At 47.3% G+C, this 23,286-nt stretch carries 21 protein-coding genes; 13 read left to right on the forward strand and 8 right to left on the reverse strand.

The window, feature by feature from the left end; genetic code table 11:
- Nucleotide 1 precedes the first annotated feature (1 nt).
- The 5 genes from holB (at nucleotide 2) to galE (ending at nucleotide 4,303) form a co-directional block, all read left to right on the forward strand.
- Complete coding sequence (gene holB / locus KGF65_RS09665) at nucleotides 2-1,021, forward strand: DNA polymerase III subunit delta' (protein ID WP_101874007.1); 1,020 nt, start codon at nucleotides 2-4, stop codon at nucleotides 1,019-1,021.
- A gap of 24 nt (nucleotides 1,022-1,045) precedes the next feature.
- Entirely contained in the window at nucleotides 1,046-1,393 is a 348-nt protein-coding gene (locus KGF65_RS09670; protein ID WP_003637796.1) for a DNA replication initiation control protein YabA, read from the forward strand.
- A 96-nt stretch (nucleotides 1,394-1,489) separates the two neighbouring features.
- Nucleotides 1,490-2,386: a 16S rRNA (cytidine(1402)-2'-O)-methyltransferase gene (gene rsmI, locus KGF65_RS09675; RefSeq protein ID WP_216748375.1), complete on the forward strand. Its 897-nt coding sequence runs from the start codon at nucleotides 1,490-1,492 to the stop codon at nucleotides 2,384-2,386.
- 3 nt (nucleotides 2,387-2,389) lie between these two features.
- Nucleotides 2,390-3,175, forward strand: coding sequence for an acyl-[acyl-carrier-protein] thioesterase (locus tag KGF65_RS09680; protein WP_216748376.1), 786 nt, complete (start codon nucleotides 2,390-2,392; stop codon nucleotides 3,173-3,175).
- Nucleotides 3,176-3,307: 132 nt separating this feature from the next.
- Entirely contained in the window at nucleotides 3,308-4,303 is a 996-nt protein-coding gene (gene galE, locus KGF65_RS09685; RefSeq protein ID WP_003637799.1) for a UDP-glucose 4-epimerase GalE, read from the forward strand.
- A gap of 1,172 nt (nucleotides 4,304-5,475) precedes the next feature.
- Here the strand turns inward: galE and phnW are convergent.
- The 6 genes from phnW to KGF65_RS09710 are packed head-to-tail and all read right to left on the reverse strand — an operon-like array spanning nucleotide 5,476 to nucleotide 10,923.
- Entirely contained in the window at nucleotides 5,476-6,576 is a 1,101-nt protein-coding gene (gene phnW / locus KGF65_RS17060; protein WP_050339169.1) for a 2-aminoethylphosphonate--pyruvate transaminase, read from the reverse strand.
- 21 nt (nucleotides 6,577-6,597) lie between these two features.
- Nucleotides 6,598-7,395, reverse strand: coding sequence for a phosphonoacetaldehyde hydrolase (phnX, locus tag KGF65_RS17065; RefSeq protein WP_122210995.1), 798 nt, complete (start codon nucleotides 7,393-7,395; stop codon nucleotides 6,598-6,600).
- Nucleotides 7,396-7,418: 23 nt separating this feature from the next.
- Complete coding sequence (locus tag KGF65_RS09695; protein WP_003637802.1) at nucleotides 7,419-8,273, reverse strand: ABC transporter permease; 855 nt, start codon at nucleotides 8,271-8,273, stop codon at nucleotides 7,419-7,421.
- Complete coding sequence (phnE, locus tag KGF65_RS09700; RefSeq protein WP_021336649.1) at nucleotides 8,270-9,073, reverse strand: phosphonate ABC transporter, permease protein PhnE; 804 nt, start codon at nucleotides 9,071-9,073, stop codon at nucleotides 8,270-8,272. Before phnE ends, KGF65_RS09695 begins: the two co-directional genes overlap by 4 nt.
- On the reverse strand, nucleotides 9,063-9,833 hold the full coding sequence (phnC, locus tag KGF65_RS09705; protein ID WP_021336650.1) for a phosphonate ABC transporter ATP-binding protein: 771 nt from the start codon (nucleotides 9,831-9,833) through the stop codon (nucleotides 9,063-9,065). The genes phnE and phnC overlap by 11 nt, the downstream gene beginning before the upstream one ends.
- Before the next feature lie 37 nt (nucleotides 9,834-9,870).
- The gene (locus KGF65_RS09710) at nucleotides 9,871-10,923 is read right to left on the reverse strand and encodes a phosphate/phosphite/phosphonate ABC transporter substrate-binding protein (protein ID WP_003637805.1); all 1,053 of its coding nucleotides are present in this window, start codon (nucleotides 10,921-10,923) and stop codon (nucleotides 9,871-9,873) included.
- A 277-nt stretch (nucleotides 10,924-11,200) separates the two neighbouring features.
- Between KGF65_RS09710 and tsaB the strand changes: the two genes are divergently transcribed.
- The 4 genes from tsaB to tsaD are packed head-to-tail and all read left to right on the forward strand — an operon-like array spanning nucleotide 11,201 to nucleotide 13,988.
- Nucleotides 11,201-11,926: a tRNA (adenosine(37)-N6)-threonylcarbamoyltransferase complex dimerization subunit type 1 TsaB gene (tsaB, locus tag KGF65_RS09715; protein ID WP_216748389.1), complete on the forward strand. Its 726-nt coding sequence runs from the start codon at nucleotides 11,201-11,203 to the stop codon at nucleotides 11,924-11,926.
- Entirely contained in the window at nucleotides 11,910-12,488 is a 579-nt protein-coding gene (rimI, locus tag KGF65_RS09720) for a ribosomal protein S18-alanine N-acetyltransferase (protein WP_050339165.1), read from the forward strand. Before tsaB ends, rimI (KGF65_RS09720) begins: the two co-directional genes overlap by 17 nt.
- Complete coding sequence (gene rimI, locus KGF65_RS09725; protein ID WP_101874002.1) at nucleotides 12,481-12,936, forward strand: ribosomal protein S18-alanine N-acetyltransferase; 456 nt, start codon at nucleotides 12,481-12,483, stop codon at nucleotides 12,934-12,936. Before rimI (KGF65_RS09720) ends, rimI (KGF65_RS09725) begins: the two co-directional genes overlap by 8 nt.
- Before the next feature lie 5 nt (nucleotides 12,937-12,941).
- Nucleotides 12,942-13,988, forward strand: coding sequence for a tRNA (adenosine(37)-N6)-threonylcarbamoyltransferase complex transferase subunit TsaD (gene tsaD / locus KGF65_RS09730; protein WP_088769994.1), 1,047 nt, complete (start codon nucleotides 12,942-12,944; stop codon nucleotides 13,986-13,988).
- 220 nt (nucleotides 13,989-14,208) lie between these two features.
- Here the strand turns inward: tsaD and KGF65_RS09735 are convergent, their stop codons facing one another.
- Nucleotides 14,209-16,191 (reverse strand): ABC-F family ATP-binding cassette domain-containing protein, encoded by a 1,983-nt coding sequence (locus KGF65_RS09735; RefSeq protein WP_105924311.1) that lies wholly within the window; start codon nucleotides 16,189-16,191, stop codon nucleotides 14,209-14,211.
- 168 nt (nucleotides 16,192-16,359) lie between these two features.
- Between KGF65_RS09735 and KGF65_RS09740 the strand changes: the two genes are divergently transcribed.
- Entirely contained in the window at nucleotides 16,360-17,037 is a 678-nt protein-coding gene (locus tag KGF65_RS09740; RefSeq protein WP_050339161.1) for a redox-sensing transcriptional repressor Rex, read from the forward strand.
- 111 nt (nucleotides 17,038-17,148) lie between these two features.
- Here the strand turns inward: KGF65_RS09740 and KGF65_RS09745 are convergent, their stop codons facing one another.
- Nucleotides 17,149-17,793 carry a CPBP family intramembrane glutamic endopeptidase gene (locus tag KGF65_RS09745; RefSeq protein WP_105920649.1) on the reverse strand — a complete coding sequence of 215 codons (645 nt, stop codon included), beginning with the start codon at nucleotides 17,791-17,793 and terminating at the stop codon, nucleotides 17,149-17,151.
- Nucleotides 17,794-19,072: 1,279 nt separating this feature from the next.
- Between KGF65_RS09745 and groES the strand changes: the two genes are divergently transcribed.
- From groES to KGF65_RS09760, 3 genes are all read left to right on the forward strand, one after another.
- Nucleotides 19,073-19,357 carry a co-chaperone GroES gene (groES, locus tag KGF65_RS09750; RefSeq protein ID WP_003637813.1) on the forward strand — a complete coding sequence of 95 codons (285 nt, stop codon included), beginning with the start codon at nucleotides 19,073-19,075 and terminating at the stop codon, nucleotides 19,355-19,357.
- Nucleotides 19,358-19,412: 55 nt separating this feature from the next.
- The gene (gene groL, locus KGF65_RS09755) at nucleotides 19,413-21,038 is read left to right on the forward strand and encodes a chaperonin GroEL (RefSeq protein ID WP_003637814.1); all 1,626 of its coding nucleotides are present in this window, start codon (nucleotides 19,413-19,415) and stop codon (nucleotides 21,036-21,038) included.
- 251 nt (nucleotides 21,039-21,289) lie between these two features.
- A complete protein-coding gene (locus KGF65_RS09760) occupies nucleotides 21,290-23,125 on the forward strand; it encodes an APC family permease (protein ID WP_050339158.1) in 1,836 nt (611 codons plus the stop codon).
- The last annotated feature ends 161 nt before the right edge of the window (nucleotides 23,126-23,286 follow it).

Here is a 23,286-nt window from a genome sequence, read left to right on the forward strand (position 1 = left end):
AATGGCAACCGATTCATTTGCGCAAACGTTGACTGCCAAACAACCCCGTTTGTTGGCGGCATTTAAACACATTATTGCCCAGAACCATCTCGCACACGCGTATTTGTTTGCGGGCATGGAGGGCGCTGGGCAACCAGAATTGGCCCACTGGATCGCGCAACGGTTGTTTTGCCTACACGTGACTGACGATGGCGAACCGGATGGTACCTGTGAGGAATGCGTCCGCATCGCCAATGGGTCGCACCCAGACATCGTAACGGTCGCGCCTGAAGGGCAACGGATTCATGTGGACCAAGTGCGGTACTTAAAAGCCGAATTCTCTAAGAGTGCGGTTGAGGGTAATCGCAAGTTATTTATTATCAGTGATGCCGAAAAGATGACTGCCAGCGCTGCCAACAGTTTGTTGAAGTTTATCGAGGAACCGAGCGGCAACGTGACGGCGCTACTTCTAACGACCAATAAACAGTTGATGCTGCCGACGATCATCTCCCGGACGCAGGTCATTGAATTTCCACCACTCAACGCCCAAGCTTTGCAACAGACGTTTGAGCAGGCCGGAATCGCCCCTAATCAAGCCCAGATGGCCCGCTCGTTGACGAGTAGCGTCACTCAGGCGCAGGCGCTCCTAGAGGACGATTGGTTGCCACAAGCATCACAGGCCTTGTGGCGGTGGTTTGAACAGGCGGTTAAGGGTGATTCGCGCAGCTTTGCGGCAGTGCAAGTCAACCTGGTCGGATTAGCGAAGGATGCCGACCATCAGCTGGTGATGCTAGATTTGATCGCCGCGCTGTTTCAGGATTTATTACAACTACATTTTCAAGTGGCAACGACCGCATTGACGTTTGGTCAGTACCAGCAGGAATTGACGGCATTAACGACTCGGTTGAGTGATGACCAGTTGATTGCGGCGACTGAGCTAGCCCTAACTGCAAAGCGACAGTTAGCTAGCAATATTAGTTTTCAGAATGTCTTAGAGGGCCTAACCTTAAAGTTATGGCCGATTTTTCAAACAAACGCTTAATTAAAGGAAAACGAGGGTGAGCGCGTGGATAAGCGTGATTTATACGATAGTTTCGGTGATATGGAACAACAGATGCAACAAATGCTAGACAAAATGGCCAAATTACGCGCAGATATGACGACAGTGTTAGAAAAGAATGCGGAATTGGTCATTGAAAATGAACATTTACGTGAACACATGGTCGAGATTGAAAACGAATTGCCGAAAAAAACAACCAGCACGACCACGCTCTCAAAGTCACGCCAGAACCTAGAAAAGTTGTACGATGAAGGGTTTCATGTTTGCAACCAATTCTATGGCAAACGACGTGATGATGACGAATCCTGTGTTTTCTGCCTAGAAGTCATTTATGGTGAACGCGAACGTGCATAGTCATTAGAGTCTGGGGCAATCCCAGGCTTTTTGTGCTTCTGGCGACCGAAATTAAGTCAGTAGACAGGCAATGACGAGAAGAGTTAGGAGGATACTTTGCAAACACAACAAAGCTTTGCGGCACATGCCGGCGTCGGGACGTTATATTTGGTCCCTACACCCATCGGTAATTTACAAGATATGACCTATCGCGCAGTCGAAACGCTCAAAACGGTCGATTTGATTGCCGCAGAAGATACGCGCAATACGCAAAAATTATTGAATCATTTTGAAATTACAACGAAACAAATTAGTTTCCATGAACACAACACGCAAGAACGGATTCCCCAACTGGTGGAAAAGTTACACGCGGGCGTGAACCTGGCGCAAGTCAGTGACGCTGGGATGCCGTCGATCAGTGATCCGGGCAAGGAGTTAGTGGCGGCTTGTATTCAAGCCAATATTCCAGTCGTCCCATTGCCCGGAGCGAATGCGGGTTTGACTGCGTTGATTGCCTCTGGACTCGTTCCCCAGCCGTTTTATTTCTACGGCTTCTTACCACGCAAAAAGAATGAGCAAAAGGCTGACTTGGCGCAATTAGCGCAACGTCATGAGACGGTCGTACTGTACGAGTCTCCATTCCGAGTGGCGAAGACCTTGGCCTTACTGGCAACTGTTTGTGAGGGCAGTCGGCCAATCGTCGCCTGTCGTGAGCTGACGAAACGCTACGAGGAATTCGCGCGGGGCACCTTAACGGAGATGGTCGCCTGGGCACAGGACCACCAGCTAAAGGGGGAATTTGTCCTCCTGCTTGGCGGTAATCCGAATACGGACGAACCGGCCGCTACGGATGAGTTAGCACAACCGCCAATCAAGGCCCAAGTCGAGGCACTGATTGCAGCCGGTGACAAGCCCAACGCCGCTATCAAAACGATTGCCAAACGCCGCAATTTAGCTCGGCAGACGGTCTATAATCAATTTCACGAACTAAAACCTAACGATGAGGAGTCTTAATTAATGGCAACTTTAGGCGCAACTGCGAGTCTTTACAGTGAACAGCACCGGATTACTTACTATGAATGTGACCGAACGGGTCGTGCGACGTTGACGACCTTGATTGACATCGCCGTCCTAGCTTCCGAAGATCAGAGTGACGCGCTGGGGCTGACCACGGATTTTGTGCAGGGTCATGGAGTCGGCTGGGTCGTCACCCAGTATGCCATGGACATTACCCGGATGCCTCGCCAAGATGAGGTCGTAACCATCGCGATGCGGGGCAGTGCTTACAATCCCTACTTTGCTTATCGCGAATTTTGGATTCGGGATGCGGATGGCCAACAGTTGGCGTACATCACGAGTATTTGGGTATTGATGAGTCAGAAGACCCGGCGAATTGTCAAAATTATGCCGGAACTGGTCGCACCTTATCAGTCCGAGGCGGTCAAACGGATTCCACGCTTGCCACGTCCGATTAGCTTTGAAAAGACGGCGGATACCATTACTAAGCCTTACCACGTGCGTTTCTTTGACATTGACCCGAACCGGCACGTGAATAACGCACATTACTTTGATTGGCTGGTCGATACGTTGCCGGCAGATTTCTTGTTGCAACACGACTTAGTGCATATTGATGTGCGTTACGAAAATGAAGTGAAGTACGGCCAGACGGTGATGGCGCACGCCAACATTTTATCCGGCGAACAAGCGGACCAAGTGACGACCAGTCATTTAATTGAAGTCGGGGACGAAAAATGTTGCGAAGTGACGATTCAGTGGCGGACGTTACCCGCACCAATCGACTAATTGTCGCGTCTTGTGATTGGCCTCAGTTCAATTGAAGGCCGATTGTTCGGTCAATTAGAAAGCACGTTTTTCGTGCAGTTATTAACGTGACAGTATGCTATGATTAAAACATCCATACAGGGGAGGTTCATTATGTCAATTTTAGTTTTAGGGGGAGCCGGTTATATTGGTTCTCATATGGTCGACCGGTTAGTTGAACACGGTACCGACGTGGTCGTTGTCGATAATTTGGTGACTGGACACCGAGCAGCGGTCAATTCAGCTGCCAAGTTTTATCAAGGTGATTTACGGGATGCAGACTTTTTAAACCACGTTTTTGATACCGAATCGATCACGGCGGTCGTACACTTCGCAGCCTTCTCAATCGTACCTGAATCAATGTCAAAACCATTGAAGTACTTTGACAACAATACGGGCGGAATGATTACGTTGCTAGAAGCGATGCAAGCACATGATGTGAAGCAGATCGTCTTCTCATCTACGGCGGCCACTTATGGCACACCGGAACAGATTCCAATTAAGGAAACTGACCCGCAATTGCCAATCAACCCATACGGTGCAAGTAAGTTAATGATGGAACAAATCATGCACTGGGCGGATGTTGCTTATGGTATCAAATTCGTTGCCTTACGTTACTTTAACGTTGCGGGTGCTAAGCCCGATGGCAGTATTGGTGAAGACCATGGCCCAGAAACACACTTGGTGCCAATTATCTTACAAGTGGCTCAAGGTAAACGCGATGAGCTGAAAATCTTCGGTGATGACTATAACACGCCAGATGGGACCAATGTCCGCGACTATGTCCACGTCATCGACTTGGCGGATGCCCACATCTTGGCCCTGAAGTACTTGGCTGCGGGTAACGAAAGTAACGCCTTCAACCTCGGTTCTTCAACTGGTTTCTCAAACAAGCAAATGTTAGCTGCAGCCCGGGAAGTGACCGGCCAACCAATTCCCGCAACTTTAGCCCCACGTCGTCCTGGTGATCCCGACTCACTCGTGGCAGCCAGCGACAAGGCGCGCGAAGTACTCGGCTGGAAGCCAAACTATGATAACGTCAATGACATCATCAAAACGGCTTGGGCTTGGACTCAAAAGCATCCAAACGGCTACGACGATCGTCACTAAACTGACCGTCTGACGCCACTTGCCGGGTAATTAATGAAAAACACAATCAGCCCTAAACTCACGAAGCTTGATGAGTTTAGGGCTGATTTTTGGGTTCTATGTGTATTGTGCTCGCTGAATTGGCACGAATTATGATTGAATCAGGCCAATTTCTAAATTCAAAACCACCAGCTTAAGACCGCTGGAAAATAAAACGAGTTCGCGTAAACTTACAGTGATATGCGCGTCCTAAGCCGGCTTCCAGGCATTTTGGGCAATGGCCGTGACGTGGTGGACACAGATTTAAGCCGATAGCCCACGTCTCAAATACTGGTCTTTCACTAACCAAGCACAAAACGCTTGCTAAGTGAAATTTCACCACTGGGCCTTTCCCAGAATACCTTCCAGCCGGGATCCTATTCGAAAGGCGGACATTTGCGGACCCAACTTTAAATGAACTAGTCTTTGATATTTGGTACACGCTATATTGACATTCGGCTGTAAGACTGGCAAGTTTCGGGGTTATCTTGCTGTATTTCAATTCTGCGAACCTTCAGTATTACTGAAGGTTGTATAGATTTTGTCTACTCGCCTGAGGTAACAATATGCTAAGTGAAGCCAGGACTATCGACTAATTTCATGGCATTTTACCAACATTTAAATGCGACAAATCAGTGTAATGCTGATTCAAAGTTTGCTTAAAGTTACTGCAATTAAATATCCATTGGTCAATTGCACTCAGATAGGTGGCCGTTCATCTGCCATTCGAGCGGGTTCCCGACTGTAGGGGTTGGCTGACAATGCTCAAGGGCGAAATTCTTCTTGTCCGGGTGGTCTTCCCGGGCTAGAAGAAGACTCGTATTTGAAATTGCGCAGTGATTTTCTGCGTGAGTTCAAATCGATGTCCGCCCTGTTCCAGCGTTGTCAGCCGGCCCCGGAAGTCGGAATAAGACGCACATCGGCTGACGAACAGGAATCTACCAACTAGCATGATTCAATCATCTCTAGTGCCAAATAGGAACCAGCACAACAGTCTGCTGGAAAATAGCGTAAAAGGTTGGTAGACCACCGAGTAGCCATGATTACGATTACAACTGCTGATTACAGACAAACTAATAAAACCCGAACTGTAGGAATGGTGATGGGGTGCCTACAATTCGAGTTTTATTAGTTGTTTTGGAGGTGTTTATTAACTATTGGTGTAGTTGTTGGTAATCACCAATAATTGTCAGTAACCGTTGGATATCTGAAGGTTCTACATCACCAATTGTTCCAATACGGAAGCTAGGGATGTTGGAGACTTTGCCAGGGTAGATGACAAAGCCCCGTTGTTTAATAAACTGATAAAAATCGGCAAAATCGAAATCAGTGTTTGGATATTTAAACGAAGTAATGATTGGCCCTTGAATTGCTGGATCAATCACCAAATCAAATCCGAGCGCTTGCATACCATCACTCAATAACTTTTGGTTGGCGTGATAGCGTTCGTAACGTGGTGTGACGCCGCCTTCAGCTTGTAATTCAATTAACGCTTGTGCAAAGGCGTGGACCACGTGGGTTGGGGAAGTGAAGCGCCACTTACCCGGTTGCTTAGTCATCGCTTGCCATTGGTCGTACAAGTCTAGGCAGAGTGAACGTGCATTGTCGACGGTTTGTGCCAAGGTCGATTGCTTGGCAATAATGAAGGCAAAGCCCGGAACCCCCTGAACACATTTGTTCGCGCTACTGATGAGGTAATCACAGTCGAGTTCATCCACATTGATTGGAACGCCGCCTAAGCTAGACATCGCATCGATAATCGTTACGATGCCGTGTGCATGCATAATTGGCATCAATGCTTCGATCGGATTTAGAATCCCAGTCGTCGTTTCGCTGTGGACCGTGGCAAAATGCGTGATTTCTGGATGCGCAGTCAAGGTCGCTTCGATGCGTGCTGGGTCAACGGCTTCATCTTCATTGAAGACGACGTCAACGTGCGGAATACCGTAATATTCAGCAATTTGGCTGATTCGTTGCCCATACGCCCCGTTGATGGCAATCATCAAAGTGGCTTTGGTGCGTGGTACGGCAGTTCCAATCGTTGCTTCGACGCCAAAACTACCACTCCCTTGTAGGAGCACCGTCGTGTACGTCTCAGCATCGGCTTGAGCCATGGCCAGAATCTGCTGGCGAATCGTTTCAGTGACCTGGCGATAATCACTATCCCACGTGCAGTAGTCGATTTGCATGGCATCCTTAACACTCGCCGTAGTACTGAGTGGGCCAGGTGTTAAGAGTAAATAAGGTTGTTTCATTATGATTGTGCTCCTTGCTTGCTAATGATCAGTGGCAACGGGTTGATTGATTTGCGCGATTAACGCTGGTAGTTCCGCCATCGATTGCAGAATGTAGTCCGCACCCGCACGCTGGTATTCAGCGGTCACTTGGGCCCGGCGTTCAGCTTGTTCGGCAGAACTGAGGGCGTGAAAGGCAATTTCAGAGAGCCCCATAATATTGCTGCCATCAATGATACCGACACTCACCGCATTGGCATTGTTACCTTCCAGAATGTCATTGACCGAATCGCCAACTTTCATGACCGTCGTTGGGTCAGTAATGTTGAGTTGTTCAGCAGCCAAGGCCAACATATCTGGGGCGGGCCGACCGACCCCGTTGGTTTGTTCAGAAGTAATGTTGACCGCTGGTTGGTAGCCTTGACGGGCGGCAATTGGCAAGACCAGTGCCAGCATTTCGGCATCGTATCCAGTCGTCGTCCCATAGCTGATATGGTGCGTGTTCAAATAGTCAATCACCTCAGACATACCAGGTTTCAACTGACCAAATTCAGTCAATGAGCTTAGTAAGATGGCCTTGAAGTCACTGAAAATTTGATTGCAGTCATCTTCAGTAGGTAAGACTTGAAAGCGTGCTTGCCAGTCGTTTTGAACGGCAGGTAAGTCCATGATTTTATGGATATGCGTGTACTTGTCGAGGCCCATATCTTGACGAATCTCGGCTTCAGAGATTTGAATACCAACATTTTCAAAGGCCTTTTGAAAGGCGACGATTGGTGCGCGGCTACCATAATCAATCGTGGTACCAGCCCAATCAAAAATTACTGCGTTAATTGTCATTCGAGATAACTCCTTTGAGTAACTTAGTTTTGCTTCAGATAGTGTCCGCGTAACCGCATAGAAACCAATTCGAGTACGATTGCGACACCTAAGAGTAGGTAGACAATCAAGCCAACTTCATGGAAGTCGAAGTAGAAGCTTCCCGCCATGAAGAGGAAGTAGCCGATATCGTCGGCCCCAGCCGCAGCACCAACTGCGACGGCATTTGCAAAGTTGATTTCAAACCGGATAAACGTCCAGCTGAGCAGTGCCGGAATAATCGAAGGCAAGATTGCCTGAAAAACGATTGGCCAGAAGCCAACCCCGCTGGCCTTGAGGGCTTCAATGGTATCTGCTGAAGTTTCCTCAATACTTTCAGAGTAAGCCTTGACCAGGTAAGCGACACTGTGGAACGTGAGCCCAACCACCGCAGCGCTGGCGCCAAGACCCATCACGACTGAATAAATCAGGACCCACAAAATCGTGGGAATCGCGCGGATGAAGGCCATGACTGCTTTGATACTGGTTGCAAGCCAGCTCGGGGCTAAGTTACGTGCAGCTCCGAGTGCGATGAAAAAGGCAATCAGTGCACCTAGTAAGGTGGTTAACATTGCGAGTGAAACACTGGTTAGTAGGGCCCGTAAGAGCTGCGACCAAGTATCTTGACCAATGCTTGGATGCAAGAACATGGCGTTCAGATTAAGGCCTAAACTGTGTAACGCATCGCTAATCGCTAAGTTCGCCGTGTTGAGCGTGACTAGTGAATAGATGGTGATCAGTGCCAAACTCAGCATGACGCCGCGCAGAATTTTACGGGGCTTCGTCACTAGCGAAATTCGATTAGTGGGTGGCGCTGACGGGTGGAGCACTTGTGGTTTTGGTTGACTATTTTCAATCATGCAATCGCCCTCCGAATTCGATTAGAAGTTAATTCTAAGACAATGACTAAGATCGCAATTAACAAAACAATCAGGCCGGCCGCATCGTAACGAAAGGCCTTGAAATAGTAGTCAAACAGGAACCCGACTCCCGTTCCAGTCAGTAAGCCAACCAAAGTCGCATCTCGCAAATTATTTTCAATCATGTAGAGCACCCAGCTGGTCAAGGTACTAGCAGCTTCGGGCAACACGCCGCAAAAAACGCATTGAAAATAATTGGCGCCAACGGCTTGGAGTGCTTGCAGCTTTTCAGCGTCCAGGTCTTCAATCGTTTCCGTAAAGGCCCGGGTCAAGTAACCCAATGTCATGAAGAAGAGGGCTAAAAAGCCGGTGAAGTCACTCTGCTTGAACGAAAATAAGAGAATCATTGCCCAAGCGACCACTGGGATATTCCGCAATAGGGAAGCACCGAAGCGAATGCCCCAGCGGAGCGCTGGCGTCGGGGTCGTCGTCTTCGCACCCAGAATGGCAAATACCAGGGCGAATAGACTGGCGACCATTGTTGATGAAATTGCCACAAGCAAGGTCCGCCACAGCTGATAGAGAATCGGTCCTAAATAAGAAATCGAGCGACTCGTCGGAATAAAGTTCGTAAACAACCACATTAACCCGGCTGGAATTTTACTGATCGATGCCCAGGCCTGAAAATTGACCAATGCCATCGAGATAACGTAAATCCCAATCAAGATGAGTAGGACGACGGATAGGCGTAGACGCCGTTGCCGGAAAAAACGTTCCGGAGTCATTGGATTAGTTTTCATTGGCAGTCACCGTCGCTGGTTGCTCCGACTGGCGATAAATCGCTTGTAAGACGGCATCGTCAACATCCTTCGTAGCGCCTTCAAAGACGATGGCGCCGCTGTTGATGCCAACAATGTGATCCGTGTAAGCCATCGCAATATCAACTTGATGTAAATTAATGAGAATAATGAGTTGTTTTTCCTTCGCTAAACGCCGCAAAATATCCATTACGATAGTCGTGGACTTCGGATCAAGTGACGCAATCGGTTCGTCACACAGAATCATTTTCGGATGCTGCATGAGTGCACGCGCAATCCCGACCCGTTGTTGTTGACCACCACTTAATTGGTCGCAACGTTGATAAGCATATTCTTTCAAACCAACTTCATCGAGTAGTTGTAGGGCTTCCTGCTTTTCGGCAGGACTGTACAAGCCGAGCATGCCAGCAACCGTTGATTTAGCGCCCAAACGACCATGTAAGACGTTTTCTAAGGCCGTCAATGGACTGATCAAATTGTAGTTTTGGAAAATCATGCCAATGTGGTGACGAATCTTCCGCAACTCGGACTTGTTAGCCTGGCGAATGTCTGTATCATCGAGCAAAATCTGACCACTGTCATCGCGAATTAATTGATTGATACTCCGTAAAATCGTCGTCTTACCAGCACCGGATGGCCCAATGATGGCAGTCACTTCACCGGGTTTAGCCGTGAAGTTGACGGCTTTGAGCGAGTGCTTATTGGAACCGTAAGTTTTATCTAGCTGAATAACCTTGAGCATGGGCAAATCCTTTCATTGTGAACTAATGGTACGTGGTTTAGTAACCCACTAACTTGTGTGTTGGCGCGTACCATTTGTCGGTAACTTTAACTAATTTAGACTTGTCAGACTTCTTAGGGAACATCATTGGTGTCTTGGCGTTTGGTTCTGAGAAGATCTGCTTGTTTTGTGCAAATGATTTTGATGTAAATTCAGTAGCGATCTTCTTTTGGTCGTCCTTGCTGAGCGCCTTGGTGTTGTATACCCATGGGCCTTGTTGAACTGGCATCATCGCGATGTTGACAACGGACTTGCCAGTTAAGCTCGTGAATGGTGCGTCGGCATTGTCTTTGACCGTGAACGTTGAACCAACTTTGTCCCATGAGCCCTTAGTGACTTTCAAATATGGCATCAAGTCAGCGTCATCGAAGGCGGCAACGTCTGCATCACCCTTGATCAAGTTAACGGCTGAGCCTTGGTGTGAACCACCGTAAAGTACTTTACTGAAGAATTGGCCGCTTTGCGTCAACTTATCTTGGTCGGATGTCTTAATGTTAAATTCACGGGAGATTTCAGCCGTTGGCACTAAGAAACCAGAAGTGGAACTGTTTGAAACGTAGGACATTTTCTTGCCCTTAACATTCTTAATACTGTACTTACCGTTTTCTTCATACTTTTTGGCGTCTTTTTGTTGTACCATTAAGTATGAGTTATAGGTTGCGTCTTTCAACGTCCCCTTAGCATCAGATTGTGCGGCGAATGGCACAACGTCCTTGCTCTTGTGATGTGCTTGGATATAACCGTTGGCCCCCATGTAAGCGACTTGGGCTTTACCTGAAGCAATCGCTTGAATCGCAACGTTGTAATCCGTGGTCGTTTGTAGCTTGACCGTCTTGCCAGTGGCTTTTTCAACAGCTTTCTTGATTGCTGTCCGTGAGCCGGCAAAACTCTTGGCCGATTCGTTTGGATAGAAGACGACCGTAATCGTTTTGCTCTTATCCGAACTGTCGCTACCGGATTGTGCGCTGGTTCCGCTGGCACAACCTGCAAGACCCAAACCTAAAACTGAAATGAACGAAAGACCTAATAAAGACTTACTTACTTTTGACATAGTTTCCAATTACCTCCAAGTAATTTTAGTTACTTGTGTAGCATAACAAGGTATTGTAAATGTGTTGACAAGGATACGTGAAGTATATGTATAAGTTATGTAAATAATATTTACATTGTGCTTACAATTTAACAATTGGTAAGGATGACAGGAAACTATCGAGGTGAGTCATCAATTGTTTGAAAATTGAATTGGTTGGTTGCACCCGTAAAGCTTTAAAAGTAAGCAAATTATGATAAGATATGTGAAGTAATTCAAAATGAGGAGTTTTAATATTATGAAGTTGTTGGCGATTGATACTTCAAATCGGCCCTTAAGTGTCGCCGTACTAGACGATACCCAGATTTTGGCCACAACGACCACGAACGTTGGCCGAAATCATAGTAGTACATTATTACCAATCATCGAACAGGCGATGGCCCAAGCCAAGGTGAAGCCAGAAGAACTCGAGCGGGTCGTCGTGGCGGCCGGACCGGGATCCTACACGGGATTGCGAATTGGCGTCACGACTGCAAAGACGCTGGCCTTTACATTAAACAAGGCGTTAGTCGGCGTTTCAAGTCTCGCTGTGTTGGCTGGCAATGTCGTTACGGAAGGACAACTCGTTGCGCCACTATTTGATGCGCGGCGTGACAACGTCTTTGCCGGACTCTATCGCATTGAAAACCAGCGCCCAGTGAACATCATCGCCGACCAACATGTGAGTGTTGCAGCCTGGGGGGAACAATTAGCGGCTTATAATGAATCGATTATCTTTATTGGTAGTGACGTGGATAAATACGCTGCACCATTACAGCAACAGTTAACGACCCAATTTGTCCGGGCCCAACCGCAATTGGATCTGCCGCAAGCAGCCGTTTTGGGCTTGATGGGACGGACGATGACCCCTGTCAGTGAAATTCATAATTTTGTGCCGAACTACTTGCGGTTAACGCAAGCCGAACGTGATTGGCAAGCCAAGCACCCAGAAAAGGAACATGCGCCCTATGTTGAAAAAATTTAAGGAGTACTTTCAGAAAATCAGAACTGGTGGCAACCAACGACGTCAACGCGTCCTCGCCATCCAAAATCATATCGTCCAAGTTGGTGCAACGAACTACTATGTGTCACGCGCGTTAATTACGGATGTGCCCGAAATGTTGGCGATTGAACGAGCGGTGTATGCCGGGCAAACGCCGTGGGACGAGAATGCGTTTAAGACCGAATTACGACGGCAAAGTGGTCGCTTTTATATTGTGATGCGCCATGAAGACCGACTCGTTGCATTTTGTGGCTGTGTCTTCGATGACCGGCGCCAAGATGCCCATATCACTAATATTGCCGTTCATCCGGACGTACAAGGTCGCGGCCTTGGGCATTTTATGATGCAAGTGATGATGAAACGCGCTCGGAAACTAAATTATCAAACCGTCACGTTAGAAGTTCGTTACAGTAATACGACGGCGCAGCAACTCTATCAGGACCTCGGTTTTGAAAAGACTGGCATTAAAAAGCGCTACTATTTTGGCGACCACGAAGATGCCATCGATATGACGTATCGAATTCCGGTTGCGGCCAATGACTGAACGGCAGTTGGTGACGGCGTCTGACTTGCCGGCTGAACAGGTTGCTCAGATTTGTTACCAACTAGCGACCAAGGCGTACGCCCAGGGTTCGCCGTGGCGACAGGCGACTTTTGCCAGTGATGTGGCGCTATCAACTGCCCATTACGCGTTATTGCGATGGCAGGGGGCGTTCGTTGGCTTCATCAGCCGTTCGACGGTGCTCGATGAGACGGAGATTACGAATATTGCGATCGACCCGGCGTATCAGCGTCAAGGGCACGCCCGGTGGTTGTTAACGCAATGCTTAGCGCAATTGTCAGCCGGCACGGTATTTTTAGAAGTGCGCGCACATAATATTGCTGCGCAGCGCTTGTATCAACAAGTGGGCTTTGAACAGCTCGCCACGCGCAAGGCCTACTATCAGGATCCCGATGAAGATGCGTGGATCATGCGAAAAATTATCGATTAAAAAGGATGGGAACCGTGGAAAAACAAAACTTGATATTAGCGTTTGAATCTAGTTGTGATGAGACGAGTGTGGCGGTCATCAAGGACGGCCACGAGATCTTATCAAACGTGATTGCAACGCAGATTAATAGTCATAAGCGGTTTGGCGGCGTCGTTCCCGAAGTTGCCAGCCGTCATCATATTGAACAAATTACGATTTGTATTGAAGCAGCTTTGGAAGAAGCACACGTGGGCTACGACGATTTGGATGCCGTTGCTGTAACCTATGGCCCAGGACTTGTCGGGGCCTTATTAGTAGGCGTTAATGCAGCCAAGACAGTCGCTTACGCTCACCATTTACCATTGATTCCAGTTAACCATATGGCCGGCCATATCTACGCGGCCCGGTTTGTGGAACCGTTCGAATTCCCGTTAATGGCACTGCTCGTGTCTGGCGGCCATACCGAACTGGTTTACATGCAGGCGGATGGTCAATTTGAAATCATTGGTGAGACGCGAGACGATGCGGCTGGAGAAGCTTACGATAAAATCGGTCGTGTGCTGGGTGTTCCTTATCCAGCGGGGAAAGTCATTGATGAGATGGCCCATCAAGGTCACGATACCTTCAACTTCCCCCGGGCAATGATTGATGAAGATAACTACGATTTCAGCTTTAGCGGGCTGAAGAGTGCCTTCATCAATACAGTTCATCATGCTGACCAGATTGGTGAAACGCTTGATAAGAATGATTTAGCTGCTAGTTTTCAAGCCAGTGTTGTCGACGTTTTGATGAGCAAGACGTTGCGGGTCTTGAAGCAATACCCAGTCAAACAACTCGTCTTGGCGGGGGGCGTTGCGGCCAATCGCGGCTTACGTGAACGTCTCCAACGCGATTTGCCAGCGGCGTTTCCAGACACCAAACTCATTTTGGCGCCATTGAAACTCTGTGGTGACAACGGTGCAATGATTGGTGCAGCCGGCTATGTGCAATATCAACACCACCAATTCGGTGATGCGACCCTCAATGCTGACCCTAGTCTGGAGTTTGACTGGATGCCAGGAATGCTGAAATAAATCAAAAATTGGCAGTCAGTCCAAATTAAGGATGACTGCCAATTTTTAGTTGGTTCTGTTGAAGCTAGATGGTCACAAACGAAAACGGACCGTCGTTTCAGTGATGTTAACTAGCGCAAAACCAAAATAGCCGCCGCAATTTTCCATAATGGAAAGACTTGCGGCGACTATTTTGGTTTCTCGGATAACCGAGTTTTAGCGAATGATTTACAAAACCGGCCTAATCAAAGGCTTCCAGAGCCTCAGCTTGTTCAGTCCATTCCGTTTCAACTTGCTCTTGTTGCGCGCTGATTTCATCTAATTCTTTTTGTAGATCCGTTAAGCGGCCAACATCCGCTGAGACTTCAGGTTGGGCCATTTCAGTTTGGATTTTGGTGGCTTGCTCATCGAGCGTGGTCATTTGTTCTTCCAGCGCTGCCACGGTTCGTTCCAATTTACGCTTTTCACGTTGCTGTTGCTTGCTAGCTTGATAATCTTGCTGGCCCTTTGAGCGGGGTGCAGCGGTTGCAGCAGAACTTGGCTCTGCGGCGTTAGCGCTAGCTGCTGACTCAGCGGCCTGACTAGCTGCGGCGGCTGCCATTTCAGCTTGTTCCTGTTTTTTATCAATATAATAATCGTAATCGCCAAGGAAGAGTTCGGTTCCTTCTGGCGAGACTTCCACGACGCTGGTTGCCACTTGGTTGATGAAGTAGCGGTCATGCGAAACGAAGAGGAGGGTACCATCAAAATCATTGAGGGCCACTTCTAACACTTCGCGACTATCAATATCCAAGTGATTGGTCGGTTCGTCCAAAATCAAAAAGTTATCGTTTTGCATCGCGAGTTTCGTCAGCAATAGCCGCGCCCGTTCACCACCAGATAGGGCGTGAACCGGTTTGTCGACATCGGCACCCGTGAAGAGGAAACTTCCCAAAATCGTCCGAATATCCTTCTCGGGCGTGGTGGGATGTTCGTCCCAGAGTTCACTTAAGACGGTCTTTTTGTCATTTAAGTTGCGTTGCTCTTGGTCATAGTAGCCCGTGACAACGCCGGTACCGAAGACGGCCTGGCCTTTGATGAACGGAATCTGGCCGAGGATACTCTTGAGAAAAGTCGACTTACCGATTCCGTTTGGACCCACGATGGCAATGGCTTCGTGCTTCTTAACGTTTAAGTTATCCGGTTCCGACAGAATATGCCCGTCGTAACCAACTGCGGCATCCTTGACGGTCAAAACGATGTTGCCGCTTTGCTTCGCAGCGTGAAAACCGAAGTGGGCCGTTTTTTCATCACTATCAGGACGGTCGATCCGGTCCATCTTGGCCAACTGTTTCCGCCGCGCTTGAGCTCGTTTGGTCGTCGAGGCCCGCACGATATTCCGGTTGACAAAGTCTTCAAGCTTGCTAATCTCGGCTTGTTGCTTTTCGTAATGCTTCCACTGAGCTTGAATCCGAGCGGCCTTTTCTTGCACAAACTGGTCGTAGTTCCCAGTATAGTGTACCATTTCGTGATGTGACAGGTCGTACACTTCATTGACGACGCGGTCTAGGAAGTAACGGTCATGGCTGACGATCAGTAGGGCACCGGAATAGGATTGTAAGTAACTTTCCAGCCACGTCAACGTTTCGACGTCCAAGTGGTTGGTCGGTTCGTCCAGGATCAGCAAATCGCGCTTTTCTAGCAGTAGCTTTGCTAAGGCCAGTTGAGTTTTTTGTCCACCGGAAAGTTCGGTGACCGACTTGTCATAAACATCGGCATCGAACTGAAAACCGTGTAGGACACCACGGATTTCGGCCTGGTAGCCATAGCCATTTTTCTGTTGAAATTCTGTCTGAACTTGGTCGTAAGTTTTTAAGGTTTGTTGGTAGGCCTGGTCATCGTTCATGATGGCGGGATCGCTGAGCTGATTTTCAAGCGCATGCATCCGCTTCTCAATGGCGTGTAGTTCAGCAAACACGCTGCTCATTTCTTCCCAGATCGTATTTTGACTATCCAATCCTTGGTCTTGAGCTAAGTAACCGATCGTTAGACCCTTGCGCATCGATATTTGGCCTTCGTCAGGCACGGTCTCGCCGGCAATCATTTTAAGTAAGGTTGATTTACCAGCACCGTTGCGGCCGACTAAGGCAACGCGGGCGTGTTCTTGGATGTCCATTTGTACGTTATCGAACAAGACATCGGCGCCAAAACGCCGCATAACTTGCTGTACTTGTAGTAAAATCACGCTTTATTAAGCTCCTTTCACATTTGATTCGTGAGATAATTGTAGCATATTGTTACGGTTCGACCCAATTATTCGGAATAATAAGTAATTATTATTTCACAAAGTCGCAGGTTATGCTAGAATAGTGTCAGCAAATTCACAAACTTTTGATTGGGAGGAAACGTCCGAATGGCAGAGACAAAGATTCCACGGGCAACGGCAAAACGATTACCAATTTATTATCGCTATTTGAATATTTTACTAGACGCAGATAAGAAACGGGTATCGTCAACTGAATTGTCCGAGGCGGTTAAAGTAGATTCAGCAACGATTCGGCGTGATTTTTCGTATTTTGGGGCCCTCGGTAAACGCGGGTATGGATACGATGTTGAAACGCTGCTGGCATTTTTCAAAAAAATTCTAAATCAGGACACGCTAACCAACGTCGCGCTGATTGGGGTCGGTAATTTAGGCCACGCCCTGTTGAATTTTAATTTCCATAAAAATAGTAATGTCCGGATCTCAGCGGCTTTTGATGTTAATGAAGCCATTGCAAATACGGTCCAGAGTGGGGTTCCCGTCTATCCAATGACGGAACTCAAAAAGCAATTGATCGAACAACAGATTGAAATTGCCATCTTAACGGTGCCAACAACGGTTGTTCAAAAGATTACCGATGAGTTAGTTGATGCGAATGTTAAAGGCATCATGAACTTTACCCCATTACGGATCTCAGTTCCAGAAACAGTGCGGGTTCAAAACGTTGATTTAACCAATGAATTACAGACCTTAATTTACTTTATTGAACATTATGGTCAACAATTGGGTGACAACGGTCAAGATGAACCAGACGAAGATGAAGATTAGTCTGCGCATGCATCTCAAGATTATGATACCAAAAAGCTTCTCTGAAATAAATTTTCGGAGAAGCTTTTTTGAACGTCTAAATTAATGCCACGAACGAATAAGCGACGCAATCTAATGAAGTGCAGTCAAGAGCGTCGGCACAACGACCGCAGCGTTCATCAAAATATGAGACGTCATCGAAGTCTGAATTCGGCCGGTATGTTGATAAAGCCAGCAGAACAGCAATCCAACGAAGGCGTAGAGAATTAGATGACCGTCCGCGTGGGCGAGGCTGAAGAGAAAGCTCGAAATCAAGGCGGCCCCGATTTTGCCGGTCACCGCACTCAAGTTACCAAAGATGACCTTGCGGAAGACGATTTCTTCCATAATTGGGGCACCCACGATAATGGCTAAGAAAAATACCGGGTATTGTTGCCCAACGGTGAGTAGGGTCGACGTATTGTTGGAAGCCGTCGATTGCCCCAACATCGCAGTTATTTTAAGAATCAGAACTTGGCCGACAATGACTAGGACGAGCCCAATCAGGCCCCATAGAATGGCGACCAGCCAGTTACTGCGCTGCTGCTCAACGGCGTTTTTGGCTGTCATTCGGCGTGCTAGCCACAGCAATAGCAGTGCGCCGACCAAGTAGTCGACCGTTTGAATCAAGAAGACTTGGGACCCCAGTTGATGAAAGGCGGCCACTAAGACGCTTGGTAGCGCATAAACAATAAAATAAATAATCAGAATTAAGATTGATTGGCGGCGATTAACCATCAGCTCACGTCCTTTTTGAAAGTTTGTTCGATTTTTTCATTAACACACGCATTGTGTTCGTTAATTTATCATGAATCATGATTAAATCATGGTGTTTTCTGAGTTCAAGCCCGCCAGCTGAGACCCGCTGGAAACAGTGCGAATTTGCGTAAACCTACTGTTGTGGTGACGTCCTAAGCCGGCTTCCAGGCATTCTGGGCAATGGCCGGAACGTGGTGGACACAGATTTAAGCCGAAGCCCACGTCTTAAATACTGGTCTTTCATGTCTCCTGCAATATGGATGAAACGTGTTCGGGTCAGACTGGGACTTCCGGTTAGCTACGCCAGAACGCCAAGCGGAAATGCACCGCTTAACGCCCTGGCTAGGCTAATCCTCAGTCCCAACCCGTCTGAACCTCACACTCTGAGAAACACTTGGCCTTGCCCAGAATACCTTCCAGCCGGGATGGTATTCGAAAGGCGGACATGTGCGGACCCAACTTTTGGTTGGATTAGTCGTTGGTTCCTTGGTACAGGTCCATTTTGACCTTTAACTGTCAGACTGGTTTCTAATGATAGTTAAACTTTCTTGCCCATGTTTTAGGGCCTCTGACAAGGAACGTCACTGAACTTGTCGAAATCTTTCCTAGTCGTCTGAGATAACAAAGTCTTGAACTCCAAATGAAGGCAATATTATCGGCTACTTTCAAAACTAGTTGTCATTGAAAGTAGTCAATAATATTTAGGTAACCCTCTCAGTGCTCAAACATCGTAAGGCATCCTCGATACTGATCAAAAAGTTTGCCTGAAGGACCAGGCACTTAATTCAGTGGTCAATTTTACCAAGATAGGTGGCTGTTCATCTGCCATTCGAGCGGGTTCCCGACTGGAGGGGCTGGCGGACAATGCTCAGTAGCCAAATTATTCTTAGCTGGAAGTGGGGTGCTTCCGGCTTAGAATAAGACTCGTATTTGAAATTGCGTAGTGGGTTTCTGCGTGAGTTCAAATCGACGTCGGCTTACGTTCCAGCAATTGTCAGCCAGCCCCGGAGGTCGGAATCGGACGCGTATCGGCTGACGAACAGGAATCCACCAACTGGCACATTTTAATCATTATGAATACAAAATAATAACAAGCACAACACATATTAACACGATAATACCCATTATAGTCGATTTGACATTCTTTGACTAATAATTGACAAATCACTTGCAATCTCAAATTAAAATGATATAGTTGACAATGTAATTAGCACTTGAGGTTCAGGAGTGCTAAAAAAGAATAAATGGAGGGATTCACGTGTTAAAACCATTAGGAGATCGCGTTATCTTGCAACAACAAGAAGAAGAAGAACAAACCATTGGCGGTATTGTTATCGCCAATAACGCTAAGGAAAAGCCCCAAAGCGGCAAGGTTGTTGCCGTCAATGACGGTCGTGTTTTAGATAACGGGACAAAAGTTGACCCCAGCGTGAAGGTCGGCGATCAAGTCTTATTTGACAAGTATGCCGGTACTGAAGTGAAGTACCAAGGTGATAAGTACTTGGTATTGCACGAAAAAGATATCGTTGCAATCGAAGACTAATCCATTTAAAGGACGCAATTTAAAATAAACTAAATTCATGAGGTGAATAAGGATAATGGCTAAAGAATTAAAGTTCTCTGAAGATGCACGTTCAGCTATGCTAAAAGGTGTCGACCAATTAGCTAACACAGTTAAGTCAACGTTAGGGCCTAAGGGTCGCAACGTCGTATTGGAACAATCATATGGTTCACCAACCATTACTAATGATGGGGTTACCATTGCCAAAGCCATCGAATTAGATGACCACTTTGAAAACATGGGTGCCAAGTTAGTTTCTGAAGTTGCTTCAAAGACTAATGACATCGCCGGTGATGGGACGACCACTGCGACTGTTTTGACGCAATCCATCGTAACGGAAGGTATGAAGAACGTTACGGCCGGTGCTAACCCTGTTGGCATTCGTCGTGGGATTGAAGAAGCTACTAAGACGGCGGTTGACTCATTACACGCGATGGCACACGAAGTTAAGACGCAAGAAGATATTGCACAAATCGCTTCTGTTTCATCAGCAAGTGAAGAAACTGGTAAGTTAATTGCTGAAGCTATGGAAAAAGTTGGTCATGATGGTGTCATCACGATTGAAGAATCCCGTGGTGTTGATACGAGCTTGGACGTTGTTGAAGGGATGCAATTCGACCGCGGCTACTTATCACAATACATGGTTACTGATAATGATAAGATGGAAGCCGACTTGGACAACCCTTATATCTTAATCACAGATAAGAAGATTTCAAACATTCAAGATATCTTACCATTGTTACAATCCATCGTTGAACAAGGCAAGCCATTGTTGATCATTGCTGATGACATTTCTGGCGAAGCTTTACCAACCTTAGTATTGAACAAGATGCGTGGGACGTTTAACGTTGTCGCTGTTAAGGCACCCGGTTTTGGTGATCGGCGTAAGGAACAATTACAAGATATCGCTATCTTAACTGGCGGAACGGTTATCACTGACGATCTTGGCCTTGAATTGAAAGATACGACGATCGATCAATTAGGTCAAGCGAACAAAGTAACGGTTACTAAGGACAACACGACCATCGTTGAAGGTGCGGGTTCTAAGGACGCCATCTCCGAACGGGTTGAATTCATCCGTAACCAAATCAGTGAAACGACTTCTGACTTTGACAAAGAAAAGTTACAAGAACGTTTAGCTAAATTAGCCGGTGGGGTTGCCGTTGTTCGTGTCGGTGCCGCTACTGAAACTGAATTGAAAGAACGCAAGTACCGGATCGAAGATGCTTTGAACGCCACTCGGGCTGCCGTTGAAGAAGGCTTTGTTGCCGGTGGTGGTACTGCCTTGATCAATGTCATCAAAGACGTTGCTGCATTGAAGGAAACTGGTGACGTTCAAACTGGGATCAACATTGTCAAACGTGCTTTGGAAGAACCAGTTCGTCAAATCGCTGAAAACGCTGGTTTGGAAGGCTCCGTTATCGTTGAAAAGATGAAGGAACAAAAGCCAGGTGTTGGTTTCAACGCTGCGACTGACGAATGGGTCGACATGATTGAAGCTGGTATCGTGGATCCTACTAAGGTTACACGTTCTGCTTTACAAAATGCCGCATCTGTTTCAGCCTTACTCTTAACGACTGAAGCCGTTGTTGCTGAAAAACCTGAAGAAAATGCACCCGCTGCACCAGCCGCACCAAACCCAGGTATGGGCGGTATGATGTAAACAAATCGTAACATTAAGCACTTACTCGGCTGAGTAAGTGCTTTTTTAATGCTGTTGGGGTGCAAATCAACTAAAATATGGGTATTGATTTATCCATAATGGAGCGGTAGGATTAGTCGTTAACGCAAAACAGGGGTACCTGGTCGTGCCCGGTAGTTTTAACTGGTAGTATTAATCAAGCTAAAGTAGTAGAATCTACTTTGACTTAGCTTACTTGGGATAATTATTTTGGACATAAAGGAGTTATTATCATGTGGCGTTATTTAAAACGGTTAGTTATTGGGAAACCGTTAAAAACCATGGACGAGGGTGGGCAAGCGCTCACTAAGTTCAAGGCCCTGGCGCTGCTGTCGTCAGATGCGCTATCATCAGTGGCTTACGGTACTGAACAGATTACGACGGTCTTAATTACACTTTCAGCGGCTGCTTTGATGTATCAATTGTATGTCGCGGCGTTAGTGCTGGTCCTACTGTTTGCCATCACGATGTCGTACCGGCAAATTATCCGGGCTTATCCATCTGGCGGGGGCGCCTACGTGGTTGCTAGTACTAACTGGGGTCGTCCAGCTGGACTAGTGGCTGGAGGCTCGCTGCTCGTCGACTACATGCTGACGGTGGCGGTTTCGGTGACTTCAGGGACTGAAGCCATTACGTCGGCAGTTCCGGCGTTAGCCAATTACCAAGTGCTGATTGCGGTACTGATCGTGATCGCAATTATGGCGCTGAATCTGCGCGGAATGCGTGAATCCGCATCATTCTTAACCTTCCCCGTATACTTTTTCATTATTATGATTATTGGCATGATTCTGTGGGGCATTATGAATATTGCGAGTGGTAACTTAACTTACCATGCATCCGCCGCTGTTGGGGCGCCCGTACAAGGCATGACGCTAGTACTGTTCCTGCGAGCCTTCTCCTCTGGGTCGTCATCACTGACCGGGGTTGAAGCTATCAGTAACGCGGTGCCAAACTTTAAACGGCCTAAGCGTAAAAATGCGGCCAATACACTTGCCATTATGTCGCTCGTGTTGGCAGTATTCTTTGGTGGAATCACTTATTTGAGCTACTACTTGGGAATCAAACCGCAAGCAGACAATACCGTGCTGTCACAAATTGCGACGGCGGTCTTTGGTCACGGCTTGTTCTACTACTTGCTCCAATTAGCCACTGCCTTGATTTTAGCGGTTGCCGCTAACACCGGTTTTTCCGCGTTTCCAATCTTGGCGTACAACTTGGCGAAGGATAAATTCCTGCCACATGCTTACATGGACCGGGGCGACCGGCTAGGCTACTCTAATGGGATTATCTCGTTAGCCGTCGGGGCGATCGCGCTCATCTTTATTTTCCATGGTAAGACGACGCTCTTGATTCCGTTATACGCGGTCGGGGTGTTCGTGCCGTTTACGTTATCTCAATCCGGGATGATCGTGCACTGGTTGCGCGAACGTGGTCAATGGTGGTGGATGAAAGCCGCTGTTAACTTCCTAGGTGCCTTGATTTCGTTAGGTCTAGTGGTCTTCTTATTCTTGCTCCACTTTGGCAACGTTTGGCCATACCTAATCGTGATGCCACTGTTGCTTTACATGTTCTTCCGGATTCACGTGCATTATAAACGAGTAGCTGCCCAATTGCGGGTGGTCGCAAAGGAAAAGGCCGCTATTCATGATTATGATGGGGCCACGGTGATTGTGCTCGTTTCAAATGTTACGCGGGTAACGGCCCAAGCGGTCAACTATGCGCGTTCGATTGGGGATTACGTGATTGCGATGCACGTGTCCTTTGATGAAAATCCTGAAAAGGAACATAAAACGGCCGCGGAATTCAAAGAAACCTTCCCGGATGTTCGGTTCGTCGATATTCATTCGTCGTATCGTTCGATTGCCACGCCAACGTTACGCTTCTGTGATGTGATTGCCAAACGGGCGGCGGAACGGAACTTCTCTACTACCGTTTTAGTCCCACAATTTGTGCCTAAAAAGCCTTGGCAGAATATTCTGCATAACCAGACCAGCTTACGGCTGCGCGCGGTATTAAATTCGCGTGAAAATATTATTGTGTCGACTTATAACTACCATTTAAAAGAATAGTAACTTGATATTGAAACCCGGTATAACTGCCGGGTTTTTAATTTTGTGTCATAATATGAGTAACGATGGTTATAATTTAAGGGTTTGATTAGCACGTGACGGTTCAAATGTGAACGAATTGTGTTGCCTTTCCTAAGTTTTGGTGAAGCAAGTTGTCAAGC

It is taken from the genome of Lactiplantibacillus sp. 30.2.29 (assembly GCF_018991255.1).
Classification (GTDB): Bacteria; Bacillota; Bacilli; order Lactobacillales; family Lactobacillaceae; genus Lactiplantibacillus; species Lactiplantibacillus pentosus.